The sequence below is a fragment of the Cellulosimicrobium sp. SH8 genome, from assembly GCF_025818875.1.
GTDB lineage: Bacteria > Actinomycetota > Actinomycetes > Actinomycetales > Cellulomonadaceae > Cellulosimicrobium > Cellulosimicrobium cellulans_D.
In genome coordinates, this window is record NZ_JAMXMH010000010.1 from 85588 (window position 1) to 101434 (window position 15847).

The window sequence follows — 15847 nt, forward strand, 5'->3', positions numbered from 1 at the left end:
AATCGACTGATAACCTGTCAACCATGAGTTCCGACGCACCGGCACGGCGCATGACGCGCGACGAGCGCCGCGAGCAGATCCTCGACGCCGCCACCGCGGCGTTCGCCGAGGGCGGCTACGCGGGCACCAGCACGGACCAGGTCGCACGGGCCGCGAACGTGTCCCAGCCCTACGTCGTGCGGCTCTTCGGGACCAAGGAGGAGCTGTTCCGCGAGGTGTTCGACCGCGTCGCGGGCGAGATCGTCGCGCGGTTCGAGGCCGTCCCGCCCGGCCCGGACGCCAAGGCGGCGATGGGGGAGGCGTACACGCGGCTCATCGCCGACCCGGACCAGCTCCGCGTCCTCATGCACGGGTTCGTGCTCGGCGCCGACCCGGTGCTCGGCACCCGGGCGCGCGCGGTGCTGGCGCAGGCGTTCGACCTCTACCGCACGCGCGCCGGGGCGAGCGACGAGGAGGCGCGCGACTTCGTGGCGCGCGGGATGCTGCTCAACACGCTGTTCGCCGTCGAGGCCCCGTCCCATGCCGACGACGACCCGGCGCTCGCGGTGCTCGTCCGGTGCACGGTCGACCCGACGGACCTCCCCGCCCGCGCGGCGACGGAAGGGAACCGATGACCGCCGCACGCACCGAGCGCACGCGCGACCAGGTGCCACGCCGCCCGACGGCGCCCGACGGCCTGGTCGTCGTCGACAAGCCGGGCGGCTGGACGAGCCACGACGTGGTCGGCCGTGGACGCCGGCTCGCCGGTACGCGCAAGGTCGGCCACGCCGGCACCCTCGACCCCATGGCGACGGGCGTGCTCGTGCTCGGGGTCGGCCGGGCGACGAAGCTCCTCACCTACGTCGTCGGCGCGGACAAGGACTACGACGCGACGATCCGGCTCGGCGCGAGCACGACGACCGACGACGCCGAGGGTGAGCTCGTCGCGTCCGCGGACGCGTCCGGCGTCGGGCGCGCCGACCTCCACCGCGCGATCGCCGACCTCACGGGCGAGATCCTCCAGGTGCCGAGCACGGTGAGCGCGATCAAGGTCGACGGGAAGCGCGCCTACGCCCGCGCCCGCGCGGGCGAGGACGTCGCGCTCGCGGCGCGCCCCGTCGTCGTCTCGCGGTTCGAGGTCCTCGACGTGCGCCCGGTGGGGGCGGGGGAGGCGGCCGACGGCGCGCCTCCCGCCCTGGACGTGGACGTCGCCGTGACCGTGTCGTCCGGCACGTACGTCCGGGCGCTCGCGCGCGACCTCGGCGCGGCGCTCGGCGTGGGCGGTCACCTCACGGCACTGCGGCGCACGCGCGTCGGCGGGTACGGGCTCGACGTCGCCTCGACGCTCGAGGAGCTCGAGGCGCAGGCCGACCGCGACGGCGTGCTCGCGACGTTGCCGCTCGCCGAGGCCGCACGCGCGACGTTCCCGGTGCGCGACCTCACGGCGCAGGAGGCCACGGCGCTGTCGTACGGGCAGTGGATCCCCGGGACGGGGACGCCGGGCACGACGGCGGCGATCTCGCCGGCCGGCGAGCTCGTCGCGCTCGTCGAGGACACGCGCCGCGGCGGCGCCGACCTCGCGAGACCCGTGCTCGTCCTGGCGCCCGCCTGACGTCCTCGGTTCGGCGTCGGGGCCGGGGCGTGGCAGTCTTGTCCAGCGGCGCCGACGACTCCCTGCCGGCGCGACCGACCCACCCCCTCACCGGAGGAGTTCTCGCGTGCACCTGTGGACGGACCTGAGCCAGGTTCCCCCGGGTTTCGGCCCGTCGGTCGTGACGATCGGCAACTTCGACGGCGTCCACCGCGGCCACGCCCAGGTGCTCGGGCGGATCGTCGACCTCGCCCGCTCGCGCGACGCGCGGGCGGTCGCCGTGACGTTCCACCCGCACCCGGCGGTCGTGCACCGCCCCGAGAGCGCACCGGAGCTCATCACGGGGATCGCCGACCGGGTCGAGCTGCTCGCGGCGACGGGCCTGGACGCCGTCCTCCTCGTGGAGTACACGCTCGAGTTCGCGCGCCAGACCCCGGAGGAGTTCGTGCGCACGTACCTCGTCGACGGGCTCCGGGTCGGGACCGTCGTCGTGGGGCACGACGTGCGCTTCGGCCGCGACAACGCCGGGACGATCGAGACCATGGTCGAGCTCGGGTCGCGGTTCGGCTTCGAGGTGGTGGCGATCGACGACGTGGGGCAGCACCAGGGCGTGCCCGTCACGGACGAGGCCGCGCCGGGGGACTCGCAGGTGCGCTGGTCCTCCACGGGCGTGCGGGCCCTGCTCGCGGCGGGTGACGTGCGCGAGGCGGCGCGCATCCTCGGCCGGCCGCACCGCGTGCGCGGCACGGTCGTGCACGGCGACGCCCGGGGTCGTGAGCTCGGCTTCCCGACGGCGAACCTCGGCGCCATCAGCGGCATGGTCCCGGCCGACGGCGTGTACGCGGGGTGGCTCGGGCGCCCGCAGCTCGCGGGCGCCGACCCCGAGCATGCCGACGTCCGCCTCCCGGCCGCGATCTCGATCGGCACCAACCCGACGTTCGACGGCGTCGAGCGCCGCGTCGAGGCGTACGTCCTCGACCGCGCCGACCTGGACCTGTACGACGAGGACGTCGTCCTCGAGCTGGTCGAGCGGCTGCGCCCGACGTTGCGCTTCGACGGCATCGAGCCGCTCGTCGCGCAGATGCACGACGACGTCGCCCGCGCCCGCGAGATCCTCGCCGGCGCGGACGGGGAGCCGGTCGCGACGACCCCGGGGTCCTGACCGTGGCGGTCCCGGTCCCGGCCCCCGTGCTCGAGGCGCGCGCGCTCCGTGTCGGCTACGCCGACGTGGCCGTGTGCGCGCCCGTCGACCTGACCGTGCACCCCGGCGAGCTGGTCGTCGTCATCGGCGCGAACGGCAGCGGGAAGTCGACGCTCCTGCGCACGGTGCTCGGCCTGCAGCCCCCGCTCGGCGGTGCGGTGCGGGCCTTCGGCCGCGCGGTCGACGAGCGCGAGCGGGACTTCCGCGCGCGCGTCGCAGGCGTGCTCGACGACGACGCGTTCTTCCCCGCGCTCACGGTGCGCGAGCACCTCGTCCTCGTCGCGCGCGGGCACGGCGTGGTCGGCGCGGGGGCGGCCGTGGACGCGCTCCTGGACCGGTTCGGGATCGCGGAGCAGGCGGCGTCGCTGCCGTCGGCGCTCTCGTCGGGCCAGCGGCGCCGCTTCCTCCTCGCGTCGGGCCTCGTCCGGCCGCGCGAGCTGCTGGTGCTCGACGAGCCCGAGCAGCGCCTCGACCCCGGGATGCGCGAGCGGCTCGCGGGGCTGCTCGTGGACGACGCGCGCGGCGGCGTCGCGGTCGTCCTCGCCACGCACGACCCGGACCTCGTCGCGCGGACCGGCGCGCGCGGCCTCCTGGTCGGCGACGACGCGTGCGTCGCGCTCGACCCGGCAGACGCCCACGACGCGCTCCTGGCGGTGCGCTGACGGTGGTGGACGCGCACCCCGCCGGGCCTCCCGGGGAGACGCACCCCGTGGGCCCGGGAGCCGTCGGCGCGGCCCGCGCCCTGCGTACGGACCCCGACGAGCTGCTCGGCGGACGCGAGCTGCGCCGCCTCACGGCGCGCGCCGCCGCGGCGCGTGCCGACGCGGGCCCGGGGGAGATCGTCGTGGACGTCGCCTACGCGGTGGTGTCCGTCGCGCTCGCGACCGGCTGGGTGATCGGGCTCGCCTCGATGCTGCGTTCGACGCTCGATCCCGGCTCGTCGACCGGGACGTCGGTGCTCGGACCGGGCGCGATCCAGACGCTCGGGACCGCCGCGCTGCTCGCGCTCCTCACCGGCACGGCCGTGCGCCTCGGCCCCGTGGGCGCGGGCAGCGGGGGCGTGCGCTGGTGGGTGCCCACCCCGGCGGACCGGCGCGGGCTCGTGTCGCCGTCGTTCGTCCGGGCGGTGCTCCTGGGCGGCGTGCTGGGCTCCGTCGGGACGCTCACCGTGTCGGTCGCCGCCGGGCTCGACGCCGGCCCCGCGCTCCGCGCGGCGCTGACGGGGGGCGCGCTCGGACTCCTGCTCGTGTCCGTCGCCGGCCTCGTCCAGCCGTCCGCGCGCGCGGCCGGCGCCCTGGCCCGCGCGAGCGACGTCGCCGTCGCGGCCGTCCCGGTCGCGGGCCTCGTGCTCGTCGCCGCAGGCCGACCCGGGCTGCCCGCGCTCGCCGCACCGCCCCTCGTCGCGCTCGGCCTCCTCGCGGTCGGGGCCGTGCTCGTGCTGCGCTGGTGGCGCGGGCTGGAGTCGCTCGGCGCGACCGTCCTGCGCGCGCAGAGCTCGGTCGCGGACCAGGTGGGCGGAGCCGTGCTCTCGTTCGACACCCGGGACCTCGGCCGCGCCCTGCGTCGAGCCGGGGCGGCCCGCGTGCGCGTCCGGCGCCCGCACCGGTTCGCCGCCGTGCGCGGCGCCTTCGCCGCGGTGGTGGCGGCCGACCTCGTGCTCCTCGGGCGCAGCCCGTCCGCCCTCGCCCAGCTCGTCGGACTCGGCGCGCTGACCGTCGTCGCCCAGCAGGTCCCCGGACTCGGCTCGGGGTTCGGCCTCTTCGCGGTGCTGGTCGTGGCGGGCCTCGGCGCGGCCGTGCTCGGCGCCGAGGGGGCGCGTACCGCGGAGATGGCGCCCGTCGTCGACGCCCTCGTGCCGCTCGCCGCGCGCTGGACCCGGCTCGCGCGCACCCTCGTCCCCGTCCTCACGGCCGCCGTGTGCCTCCTCGCGGGGTCGGTCCCGCTGGTGGTCGCGACGGGAGACGCGCGGTGGGTCGCGCTCGGCGCGCTCACGGCGGTGGTCCAGGGCGCCGCCGCCGTGCGGAGCGCCTACCGCGAACCGCCGAACTGGGGCGGCCCGCTGCTCGCGACACCCGCGGGAGGGGTGCCCACGGGCGCCGCCGCGGTGCTGCGCAAGGGGCCGGACGTCGCGGTCCTCGGCGCCGTGCCCCTCGGGGTGGCTCTCCTCGTGGGCGTCCCCGGCTGGGGCGCGGTCGTCGCCCAGGCGGTCGCGGGGGTGCTGGCACTCGCGGTCGCGACGCACGTGCGCGCGGCACGCTGACCCCGACCTGCGCCGCCGGGAGGGTCGTCAGGCGACGACCGGTGCCTCGACGACCCGGCCGTCTGCCAGGTGCACGCGGGCGTCGACCGGGTCGAGGGTCGCCTCGTCGTGCGTGACGAGCAGGGTCGCGGCGTCGAGCTCGCGGGCGAGACGCACCACGAGCTCCACGACCTGCACGCCGCGTTCGTGGTCGAGCGCCGAGGTCGGCTCGTCGACGAGGAGCACCTGGGGGTCGTTCATGAGCGCGCGGGCGATCGCGACCCGCTGGCGCTGACCGCCCGAGAGGTGCTCCGGACGACGGTCCGCGCGATCGGCGACGCCCACCGCGTCGAGCAGGGCGAGCGCGTGCGCACGGCGCGACGCGGCGGGTCGGCCACGCAGGTGGCTCATGAGCTCGAGCTGCTCCAGCACGGTGAGCGACGCCACGAGCTGCGGCTGCTGGAACACGATCCCGATGCGCTCGCGGCGCAGGGCGGCCGCCCGGTCCGCGGCACGTCGCGCCCGACGGCGGGACCCGCGACCGGTTCCCGGAGTGCTCCGCGGGTCCCCCGGTCCGTCGAGCGGCGCGCTGACGACGTCCTTCCCGACCCGTACGACGCCGGACGTGGGCGGCGTGAGGGTGGCGGCGACGGCCAGCAGGCTGGACTTGCCCGCGCCCGAGGGGCCGAGCAGCGCCGTGGTCGTGCCGGACGGCACGGTGAGCGTGACGTCGTCCACGGCGACGAGGACGCCGTCTCCGTCGGGGTAGGCGAGGCGGATGTGGTCGAGCGTGAGGTCCACGGGAGCTCCTGGTTGTCGGGGGCGGACGGCTGGGCGGGTGCCTGATTGCGGGACGGGACGGTGTGCAGCGCGGGGGTGGCCGGTCAGCGCGCGGCGAGCGCCGCGTGCGGGTCGACGCGCGCGACGCGCGTCACGGCGAGCACCGCGCCGAGCCCACCGAGGGCGACGAGCACGACGGCGGGGACGAGCGTCGTCGAGAGTTCGACGACGACGGGCATGACGCGCGCCGCGAGCAGGCCGGCCCCGGCCGCTAGCGCCGTGCCGAGCCCGACGCCGACGCCGAGCACGACGGCGGCCTGGCCGATCGCGTCGCGCAGGAGATAGCGCGTCGAGGCGCCCAGGGCCCGCAGCACGGCGACGTCTCCGGCGCGCTGGATGGTCCAGACCGTGAAGAACGCGCCGACGACGAGCGCGGAGATGGCGAGGAGGAAGACCTGCATGAGCGTCAGCGAGAGGTTCTCGGCGGTGAACGAGGAGATGGCCGAGCGCGCCTCTCGCGGCGTCGCCGTGACCGTCCCGAGCTCCGCGTCGGCCGCGGCGAGGGCGTCCGCCGACGGCGGGTCGTCCCCGAACCGGAGCGCGACGACGGTCGCCGTCGGGCCGGCCTGCGCACCGTCCTCGGCGGCGCCGCCGCCGCGCGCGCCGACCGCCTGCCAGTCGTCGAGGGAGACCCACACGACGGGCGTGTGGGAGAAGTCGGCCTCGACGTCCTCGACCGCGGCGACGCGCAGGTCGAGCGGTCCGGCTCCGACCTGGTCGCCGACGTCCGCACCCAGCGCGTCGGCGGCGCCGCGCGAGAGCACGACCGTCCCGGCGGAGACGTCGGCGCCCCCGTCGCCCGCTCCTGGCACCAGGCCCGAGCCCGGCCGGACGCCGAACGCAGTGACCGCGGCCGTGCTCTCGCCCGACGCGCGCACGGTCGCGACGCCCAGCGGCTCCGCGGTCCGGACACCGGGGACGTCGGCCCACGCCTCCTGCTGGGCGGACGTGACCTCGGACTCGGTGAAGGTCGGCGAGGCGCCCTCGGCCGGTGGCGCGAAGGCGAGGCGGTCGACGGGCAGCTCCGTCACGGCCGACGTGCTCGCGCGGCCGAGCCCGGCGGTGAGCGCCGCGAGGAACGCGACGAGGAACGTGATGAGCGCGACGACCGTGATCATGAGCGCGAAGCGCCCGCGGGCGTGGCGCAGGTCGCGCAGGGCGAGGAACACGCGGAAGACCTCCTGGGTCGGTGGGGTGGCGGGCGGCGGCGCGGCAAGCGCGATCCGTCCGCGCGCCGTGGGTGTCCCGACGTCCCGTCCACGGTCTCGCGGCACGGCTCGCCCCGGATCGCCGAGGCGGTCGGTCCTGCGTCGCCGCGGGGTGGAGCCGCGCATCGACCGTTCGGACGATGCCGGGCCGGGGCGGCGTGGCTAGGGTGTCGCCGTGATGCCGACCGCGCCCTCGACCCCCGCTGCCGCGCCCGGCGGGCACGGAGGGCACGGCGCGCGCGTCGTGCCGGCGGCCACCCGGTGGCTGCGCCGCGGCCTGGACGTCCTCCTCGTCGGTCTGCTCGCGCTGTCGCTCGCCGGTGCCCTCGCCACGGCGGGCACGGCGCGGGGTGTCGTGGCCGTCGTGCTGTGCGCCGCGCTGCTCGCGCTCTACGTGCTGGGCCGGCGCCGCCTGCCGCTCCCGGACGACGTCGGAGCGCCCCGGGGCGCCTGGTGGCCCGCGGGCGCGTGGGTGACCGGGCTCGTCGTGCTGTGGGTCGCGCTGTGCCTCACCTCGGTCACGGCGGTGTGGGTCGCGTTCCCGCTGATGTTCGTCGCGATGCACGTGCTCGGCCCGCGCCGGGGCCCGGTCGCCGTCGGCGCGATCGTGCTCCTCGTGGTCGCGGTCATGGTGGCGTACACGGCGAACCTCGCGCTGCCGTTCGTGCTGGGCCCGGCCATCGGCGGGGCCGTCGCGGTCGTCGTCGTGCTCGCGCTCGAGGCGGTCGTGCGCGAGTCGCAGGAGCGCCAGCGCACGCTCGACGAGCTCGTCCGCGCGCGCGACGAGCTCGCCACGGCCGAGCGCGAGCGCGCCGTCGCGGGCGAGCGGGAACGGCTCGCGCGCGAGATCCACGACACGCTCGCCCAGGGCTTCTCCTCGGCCGAGCTGCTCCTGCGCGCCGCGCAGACCGCGCTCGACGCCGGCGACGTGGCCACCGCGCGCGGGTACGTCGAGCAGACGCGGGACGTCGCGCGGCACAACCTCGCCGAGGCGCGCCGCGTGGTCCGTGCGCTCGCGCCCGCCGACCTCGCGTCGTCGAACCTCGTCGACGCGCTGCGCCGCACCTCGGCGCGCACGGCGTCCCGCATCGCGGCGCACGGGGACGGAGGCCCTGACGTCGTCGTGCAGGTGAGCGGCGACCCCGTGGCGCTGCCGACCGACGTCGAGGCGGCGCTGCTGCGCGTCGCCCAGTCCGCGCTCGCCAACGTCGAGCAGCACGCGGACGCGTCGCGCGTCGCGGTCACGCTGAGCTTCCTGGCCGGTGTCGCGCCGGGGGAGGAGGCCGTCGCCCTCGACGTGGTCGACGACGGGCGCGGCTTCGACCCCGACGGCCTCCCCGGCCGCTCCGAGGACGGGCCGGGGCCGTCGGGAGGGTTCGGCCTCGTAGCGATGCGTGCGCGGCTCGCCGAGCTCGGTGGCACGCTGTCCGTGGAGTCCGCGCCGGGCACAGGGACCGCGGTCGCGGCCTGGGTGCCGCTCGCACCCGCCGAGGACGAGGAGGCGCGATGACCGGTCCGGCCGTCGTCGAGGTCGTGCTGGCGGACGACCACCCGGTCGTCCGCACGGGCCTGCGCGCCGTCCTCGAGGCGGAGCCGGACGTGCGCGTCGTCGCCGAGGTCGGCTCGGCCGAGGAGCTCCTCGCCGGTCTGCGCGCGGGGCTGCGGGCCGACGTGGTGCTCCTCGACCTCCAGTTCGGGCCCGGGCGGCTCGGGGGAGTCGACGCGGTCCGCGAGATCGTCGCGGCCGACGGACCGGCCGTGCTCGTCGTGACGACCTACGACGCGGACGCCGACATCCTCGCGGCCGTCGAGGCGGGCGCGCGCGGCTACCTGCTCAAGGACGCGCCGACGCAGGAGCTCGTCGCCGCCGTGCGCGCCGCGGCGGCGGGCGAGGTCGCGCTCGGTCCGGCCGTCCAGCGGCGCCTGCTCGGGCGCCTGCGCAGCCCGGGCACGGCGCTCACCGCGCGCGAGCTGGAGGTGCTCTCGCTCGTCGCCGAGGGGCGCACCAACGACCAGATCGCGCGCGAGCTGTTCCTCTCGCGCGCGACCGTGAAGACCCACCTCGTGCACGTCTACGACAAGCTCGGCGCGCCCTCGCGCACCGCCGCCGTCGCCGAGGCACGTCGCCGCGGCCTCCTGCGGGGGTAGGCGCGGGTACGTCTTCGCCCGCGTCGCGCCCCCGCGTGTCACGGGACCGCGCGCGGCACCCTCCCTCCGGGTGAGCGGCGCCGTCGTGCACGGCGTCCGTCGCGGCCGCGTGATCCCCGGGCCGCAGTCCAGGGGGCGGTCGCACACGCCCCTGCGCGAGCGCTCGCCGCCGGCGGGGGCGCACGGCGGCCCGCCGCGCGGGCCGCACGACGACCTCCCACAGAGAGGCAGAGCCATGGAGGCTCAGCAGCACGCGGCGCCACCCGGCGCAGGCACCATCGCCGAGACGGTGGTCGACGACGTCGCCCCCGACGCGGTCGACCAGGCGTCCACCCCGGTCGGCCGGACCGTCCGGAGCGTCGGTCACGGCTCGGCCGTCGCGCCCGACGACGCCGTGCCCGATCAGGACGCGCACGCGGACGTGGACCCCGCGGAGTCGAACGCCCCGCTCCTGCCCGCGGCGGAGGCCGCGGTCGCGCGGGACCACGCGCTCCACCGCTACGACTCCACGACCGCGTTCGACTACCTGTTCCCGGAGCTCGCGGAGAGCTTTCCCGCCTTCCACCTGCCGGTGGGCGACGGGGCGACGACGTCCACGGTCGAGGCGCTGAAAGCGCTCGGCGCATCGATGGTCGCCCGGCCGGTCGCGGTGCCCGGACAGCCACCACGGGACCTCAACTCCCACGTCCCGGCGGTGTACACGTACTGGGGCCAGTTCATCGACCACGACATCACGCTCAACACGAACGGCCCGGACACGGCGTCCGGCCGCGACGGCGACCAGGCCCTCGGCGACGTCGACGCCGTCCCGTTCCAGGTCTTCGCGCCGCGGGTCGTCGTCCGTTCGCTCCACAACGGGCGGCACCCCGCGCTCAACCTCGACTCGTTGTACGGCAGCGGCCCGGTGTTCGCGGGGGAGCGCGGCTACCGGACCACCCGCAGCGAGGCGTCCTACGTCCCGGGGTCCGCCAAGCTCCGGCTCGGGCGCATCTCCACCGAGCCGCTCGTGATCCCGGGCGGGCCGTCCTTCTCGCTCGTCGAGCCCGGCGGCGACGCCCAGCGCGACCTGCCGCGCGACGCGCAGGGGGCACCGCTCGTCCCGGACGGGCGCAACGACGAGAACCTCGTCGTGGCCCAGCTCCACCTCGCGATGATCCGCTTCCACAACGCCGTCGTGGACTGGGTGGACGACGTCGAGCCGTGGACGCGGCTCACGGGCGGGGAGCGCGGCGTCTTCGAGCGCGCGAGCCAGCTCGTGCGCTGGCACTACCAGTGGCTCGTGGTCAACGACTACCTGCGCACCCTCACCAAGCCGGGGGTGCTCGACGCGACGCTCCTGCGCGACACGTCGTTCTTCCGTCCCCGCTACCCGATCTCGATGCCCCTCGAGTTCGCCGTCGCGGCGTTCCGGTTCGGGCACTCGATGATCCGCGACTCGTACGACTACAACGTCAACTTCACCGGGCCGCCGCCCCGGAACGCGAGCCTGGTCCAGCTCTTCCAGTTCACGGGCAGCGGCGGCAGCCTGCGTGCCGGGCCGGCGGGCGACCCCGCGCTGCCGTCCAACTGGCCGATCGAGTGGGCCCGCTTCGTGGACAAGGGCGACCCCTCGCCCTTCCGGGCCGCGGAGAAGATCGACACGTTCCTCGCGCCGAGCCTCGGCGACCTCGTCAAGGAGGGGAACCTGCCGCCCGAGCCGCCCGCGCACACGCCGGCCCAGCTCGTGGCCAGCGCGCTGCAGAAGCAGCTCGCGCAGCGCAACCTGCTGCGCGGCTACATGCTCGCGCTGCCCACGGGCGAGGCCGTCGCCACGGCGCTCGGCGTCACCCCGCTCACCCCGGTCCAGCTCGAGGACCGGGCGGGCGACGACGTGAAGCAGGCGCTCGCGGCCCTGCGCGACGGCGACCACGGCGGCACCCCGCTGTGGTACTACGTCCTCAAGGAGGCCGAGCTCCAGGGCAACGGGAGCTTCCTCGGCGAGGTCGGCAGCCGCGTGCTCGCGGAGACGTTCGTGTACCTGCTGCGCCAGGACGACACGTCCTACGTCCGGGCGAGCAACCACTGGACGCCGGCGCAGGGCGTGCACTTCGAGGACGGGTCCCTCGTCCTCACCCTGCCGGACCTGCTCCGGTTCGCCGGCGTGCTGCCCGACGCGGCGGGCAGGTTCCGCGGCGACGGGACGGCGGGACACGACGGCGCCGCCTGACGCGCGGCCGCCGTGAGCCCACGGGATCCGCGGCGGGAGCGGCACGAGAGCCACGCCGGGGTCACGTGGGGATCACGCGGACCGCGACCGGGACGAGGCGGCGCGTCCACCTGGTAAGATGGATGCGCCGTCTGACCGGCCGCGGATCCAGAGAGCCCCGGGAGAACCGTCCCGGCGCACCGCGCAACGAACCCGAAGGAGAACCGTGCCGCTCGACACTGCCACGAAGCAGCGCATCATGACCGAGTACGCGACGAGCGAGGGCGACACCGGTTCGCCCGAGGTCCAGGTCGCGCTCCTCACGCAGCGCATCAAGGACCTCACCGAGCACCTCAAGGAGCACAAGCACGACCACCACAGCCGTCGTGGTCTGCTCCTCCTCGTCGGCCAGCGCCGTCGCCTCCTCGGCTACCTGCAGAAGGTCGACATCAACCGCTACCGCAGCCTCATCGAGCGCCTCGGTCTGCGTCGCTGACACGACTCCGCCAGCCCGGTCCCTGCGGGGACCGGGCTGGTCTGGTGTGATGTACCCGTCACACCTCGGCTGAGCACCACCCAGCCGCACACCACCCACCGCGCCGCCGGCCTCTCGTTCGGTCCTCGGTAGTGGCTCACGGACCCCCGCGGTCTCGTCTCCGGACGTGATCGCGCGGGAACCGCCGTGGACCTCGATCGAAGACCGCCGAGCGTCGAGTGCGACCGGAGCCCCCGCGCCACGCGCGCCGGGGCGCGGACCGGAACCCTCGACAGGGGCTACCCGGGCGGCGCTTCGAGAAAGGGAGGGCACCCGTGGAGGGTCCCGAGATCCAGTTCGCCGAGGCCACGATCGACAACGGTCGCTTCGGCACCCGCACCGTCCGGTTCGAGACCGGGCGCCTCGCCCGTCAGGCCGCCGGCTCCGTCGCCGCGTACCTCGACGACGAGACCATGCTCCTGTCGGCCACGACGGCCGGCAAGCACCCCAAGGACCAGTTCGACTTCTTCCCGCTGACGGTGGACGTCGAGGAGCGCATGTACGCCGCGGGCCGTATCCCCGGCTCGTTCTTCCGCCGCGAGGGCCGCCCCTCGACGGACGCGATCCTCGCGTGCCGCCTCATCGACCGCCCGCTGCGCCCGCTGTTCGTCAAGGGCCTGCGCAACGAGGTCCAGGTCGTCATCACGGTCCTCGCGCTCCACCCGGACGACGCGTACGACACGCTCGCGATCAACGCCGCCTCGGCGTCGACGCAGATCTCCGGCCTGCCGTTCTCCGGCCCGGTCGGCGCGGTCCGCATCGCGCTGGTCGACGGCCAGTGGGTCGCGTTCCCCAAGTACTCCGACAAGGAGCGCGCGGTCTTCGACATGGTCGTGGCCGGCCGTGTCGTCGGCGACGACGTGGCGATCGCGATGATCGAGGCCGAGGCCACCGACGGTGCCTGGGGCCTCGTCAAGGACGAGGGCGTCGGCGCGCCGACCGAGGAGGTCGTCGCCGAGGGCATCGAGGCGGCCAAGCCGTTCATCAAGGCCCTGTGCGACGCGCAGTCGGCGCTCGCGGCCCAGGCTGCGAAGCCGGTCAAGGAGTACCCGGTCTTCCTGGACTACCAGGACGACGCGTTCGCCGCGGTCGAGGCCGAGGTCTCCACGGACCTGCGCGCCGCGCTCGCCATCGCGGACAAGCAGGACCGCGAGAACCGTCTCGACGAGATCAAGAACGAGATGGTCGGCAAGCTCCAGGCCGGGTTCGACGGCCGCGAGAAGGAGCTCTCCGCCGCGTACCGCTCGCTCCAGAAGAAGCTCGTGCGCCAGCGCGTGCTCACCGAGGGCGTGCGCATCGACGGCCGTGGGCTCGCGGACATCCGCACCCTCTCGGCCGAGGTCGAGGTGCTCCCGCGCGTGCACGGCTCCGCGCTCTTCGAGCGTGGCGAGACCCAGATCATGGGCGTCACCACGCTGAACATGCTCCGCATGGAGCAGCAGATCGACTCGCTCGGTCCGGAGACGCGCAAGCGCTACATGCACAACTACAACTTCCCGCCCTACTCGACCGGCGAGACCGGCCGCGTGGGCAGCCCGAAGCGCCGCGAGATCGGCCACGGTGCGCTCGCCGAGCGTGCCCTCGTGCCGGTGCTCCCGAGCCGCGAGGAGTTCCCGTACGCGATCCGCCAGGTGTCCGAGGCCCTCGGCTCCAACGGCTCGACGTCGATGGGCTCCGTGTGCGCCTCGACGCTCTCGCTCCTCAACGCGGGCGTGCCGCTGCGCGCCCCCGTCGCGGGCATCGCGATGGGCCTCATCTCCGACACGGTGGACGGTGAGACCCGCTACGCGGCGCTCACCGACATCCTCGGGGCCGAGGACGCGTTCGGCGACATGGACTTCAAGGTCGCCGGCACGCGCGAGTTCGTCACGGCCATCCAGCTCGACACCAAGCTCGACGGCATCCCCGCCTCGGTGCTCGCCGGTGCGCTGACCCAGGCGCGCGACGCGCGCCTGACGATCCTCGACGTCCTCGCCGAGGCCATCGACGTGCCCGACGAGATGTCCCCGAACGCCCCGCGCGTCATCTCCGTGAAGGTGCCGGTCGACAAGATCGGCGAGGTCATCGGCCCCAAGGGCAAGATGATCAACCAGATCCAGGAGGAGACGGGCGCGGACATCTCCATCGAGGACGACGGCACCGTGTACATCGGTGCCACCGACGGCCCGTCGGCCGAGGCCGCCCGCGCGGCGATCAACGCGATCGCCAACCCGCACGTCCCGGAGATCGGCGAGCGCTTCGTCGGCACGGTCGTCAAGACGACGTCGTTCGGCGCGTTCATCTCGCTCTCCCCGGGCAAGGACGGTCTGCTGCACATCAGCCAGATCCGCAAGCTCGTGGGTGGCAAGCGCGTCGAGAACGTCGAGGACGTGCTGTCCATCGGCCAGAAGGTCCAGGTCGAGATCGGCGAGATCGACCCGCGCGGCAAGCTCTCGCTGCACGCCGTGGTCGAGGAGGAGGCTCCGGCCGACGCTCCCGCGACCGAGGGCGCGGACGCCTGACGTGCCCTGGGACCTCCCGCTCGTCCCGGCGGGTGACGCCGGGGCCGAGCTGACCGCCGGGCAGGACGGCGCGACGATCCGTCGCTCCGTCCTGCCCGGCGGGGTCCGCGTGCTCACCGAGTCCATGCCGGGCCTGCGCTCGGCGACGATGGGCGCGTGGGTCGGCGTCGGCTCGCGCGACGAGACCGACGGCCACTTCGGCTCGACGCACTTCCTCGAGCACCTGCTGTTCAAGGGCACCGCGCGCCGGTCGGCGATGGACATCGCCGAGGCCTTCGACGCCGTCGGCGGCGAGGCCAACGCCGCGACCGGCAAGGAGCACACGTGCTACTACGCGCGCGTGCTCGACGCCGACCTGCCCATGGCGGTCGACGTCATCGCCGACATGGTGACGTCCGCGCGCCTGGACCCCGACGAGCTCGAGACCGAGCGCGGCGTGATCCTCGAAGAGCTCGCGATGAACGACGACGACCCGTCGGACGTCGTGCACGAGGAGTTCGCCGCCGCGGTCCTCGGGGGCCACGCCCTCGGCCGGCCCATCGGCGGCACCCCGGACACGATCAACGCGGTCCCGCGCGACGCCGTCTGGGAGCACTACCGCTGGCACTACCGCCCCGAGACGCTCGTCGTCGCGGCGGCGGGCGGGGTCGACCACGACACGCTGGTCGCCCAGGTGGGTCAGGCGCTGCTCGACGGCGGCTGGCCGCTCGACGCGGCCGCCGCGCCGCGCGCCCGACGCGACCCGGCCGATCCCGCCCTGGCGGGCGTCGGGGCGGCGGGCGTCGAGCTGTCGGTCCACCGGGCCGTCGAGCAGGCGAACGTCGTCATCGGCGGCACCGGCCTGTCGGCGACGGACGACCGCCGCTTCACGCTCTCCGTGCTGAGCGCGGTGCTGGGCGGCGGCATGAGCTCGCGCCTGTTCCAGGAGATCCGCGAGAAGCGCGGTCTCGCGTACTCGACGTACTCGTTCGCCTCCGGTCACGGCGGCATCGGCACGTTCGGTCTCTACGCCGGGTGCGCGCCGTCGAAGGTCGACGAGGTCACGGCCCTGCTCCACTCCGAGCTCGACCGGCTCGCGGACGGCGGCATCACCGGCGCGGAGCTCGACCGCAGCATCGGCCAGCTCTCCGGCGGCATGGTGCTCGGCCTCGAGGACTCCGGCTCGCGCATGAGCAGGCTCGGCAAGGCCGAGCTCGTCTACGGCGAGCTCCTGAGCGTCGAGGAGTCGCTCGACGCGGTCCGCTCGGTCACGGCCGACGACGTGCAGAAGCTGGCCGGCGAGCTCGCCTCGCGGCCGCGGTCCGTCGTGCGCGTCGGACCGTTCGGCGGCTGACCCTCGCCTGCCACGGCGTCTCGCGACGGCCGTCCTCCTGCGCGGAGGGCGGCCGCCGTCGTGCTGTGGGCAGGCCCACTGCCCGGC

The 15847-nt window shown here is 75.5% G+C and carries 13 protein-coding genes; 11 read left to right on the top strand and 2 right to left on the bottom strand.

Features of this window, described 5'->3' with window-relative positions; all coding sequences use genetic code 11:
* Window positions 1–23 precede the first annotated feature (23 nt).
* From NF338_RS14645 to NF338_RS14665, 5 genes are all read left to right on the top strand, one after another.
* Window positions 24–614, top strand: coding sequence for a TetR/AcrR family transcriptional regulator (locus NF338_RS14645; RefSeq protein WP_264031465.1), 591 nt, complete (start codon window positions 24–26; stop codon window positions 612–614).
* On the top strand, window positions 611–1591 hold the full coding sequence (gene truB / locus NF338_RS14650; RefSeq protein WP_264031466.1) for a tRNA pseudouridine(55) synthase TruB: 981 nt from the start codon (window positions 611–613) through the stop codon (window positions 1589–1591). The genes NF338_RS14645 and truB overlap by 4 nt, the downstream gene beginning before the upstream one ends.
* A gap of 106 nt (window positions 1592–1697) precedes the next feature.
* Entirely contained in the window at window positions 1698–2732 is a 1035-nt protein-coding gene (locus tag NF338_RS14655; RefSeq protein WP_264031467.1) for a bifunctional riboflavin kinase/FAD synthetase, read from the top strand.
* A gap of 2 nt (window positions 2733–2734) precedes the next feature.
* Window positions 2735–3433 carry an ABC transporter ATP-binding protein gene (locus NF338_RS14660; RefSeq protein ID WP_264031468.1) on the top strand — a complete coding sequence of 233 codons (699 nt, stop codon included), beginning with the start codon at window positions 2735–2737 and terminating at the stop codon, window positions 3431–3433.
* A gap of 5 nt (window positions 3434–3438) precedes the next feature.
* Window positions 3439–5031, top strand: coding sequence for a DUF6297 family protein (locus NF338_RS14665; RefSeq protein WP_264031469.1), 1593 nt, complete (start codon window positions 3439–3441; stop codon window positions 5029–5031).
* Window positions 5032–5058: 27 nt separating this feature from the next.
* Here NF338_RS14665 and NF338_RS14670 read toward each other — a convergent pair whose 3' ends face one another.
* Window positions 5059–5811, bottom strand: coding sequence for an ABC transporter ATP-binding protein (locus NF338_RS14670; RefSeq protein ID WP_264031470.1), 753 nt, complete (start codon window positions 5809–5811; stop codon window positions 5059–5061).
* 83 nt (window positions 5812–5894) lie between these two features.
* Window positions 5895–7019 carry an ABC transporter permease gene (locus NF338_RS14675; RefSeq protein WP_264031471.1) on the bottom strand — a complete coding sequence of 375 codons (1125 nt, stop codon included), beginning with the start codon at window positions 7017–7019 and terminating at the stop codon, window positions 5895–5897.
* 217 nt (window positions 7020–7236) lie between these two features.
* Between NF338_RS14675 and NF338_RS14680 the strand changes: the two genes are divergently transcribed.
* From NF338_RS14680 to NF338_RS14705, 6 genes are all read left to right on the top strand, one after another.
* The gene (locus tag NF338_RS14680) at window positions 7237–8568 is read left to right on the top strand and encodes a sensor histidine kinase (protein ID WP_264031574.1); all 1332 of its coding nucleotides are present in this window, start codon (window positions 7237–7239) and stop codon (window positions 8566–8568) included.
* On the top strand, window positions 8565–9206 hold the full coding sequence (locus tag NF338_RS14685; protein WP_264031472.1) for a LuxR C-terminal-related transcriptional regulator: 642 nt from the start codon (window positions 8565–8567) through the stop codon (window positions 9204–9206). The genes NF338_RS14680 and NF338_RS14685 overlap by 4 nt, the downstream gene beginning before the upstream one ends.
* A gap of 235 nt (window positions 9207–9441) precedes the next feature.
* Window positions 9442–11412 carry a peroxidase family protein gene (locus NF338_RS14690; protein WP_264031473.1) on the top strand — a complete coding sequence of 657 codons (1971 nt, stop codon included), beginning with the start codon at window positions 9442–9444 and terminating at the stop codon, window positions 11410–11412.
* Between the two features lie 205 nt (window positions 11413–11617).
* Window positions 11618–11887, top strand: coding sequence for a 30S ribosomal protein S15 (gene rpsO / locus NF338_RS14695; RefSeq protein ID WP_021479897.1), 270 nt, complete (start codon window positions 11618–11620; stop codon window positions 11885–11887).
* Window positions 11888–12201: 314 nt separating this feature from the next.
* Window positions 12202–14427, top strand: a complete 2226-nt coding sequence (locus NF338_RS14700) for a polyribonucleotide nucleotidyltransferase (RefSeq protein ID WP_053371618.1) — start codon at window positions 12202–12204, stop codon at window positions 14425–14427.
* Between the two features lies 1 nt (window position 14428).
* The gene (locus tag NF338_RS14705) at window positions 14429–15760 is read left to right on the top strand and encodes a M16 family metallopeptidase (protein WP_264031474.1); all 1332 of its coding nucleotides are present in this window, start codon (window positions 14429–14431) and stop codon (window positions 15758–15760) included.
* Window positions 15761–15847 lie beyond the last annotated feature (87 nt).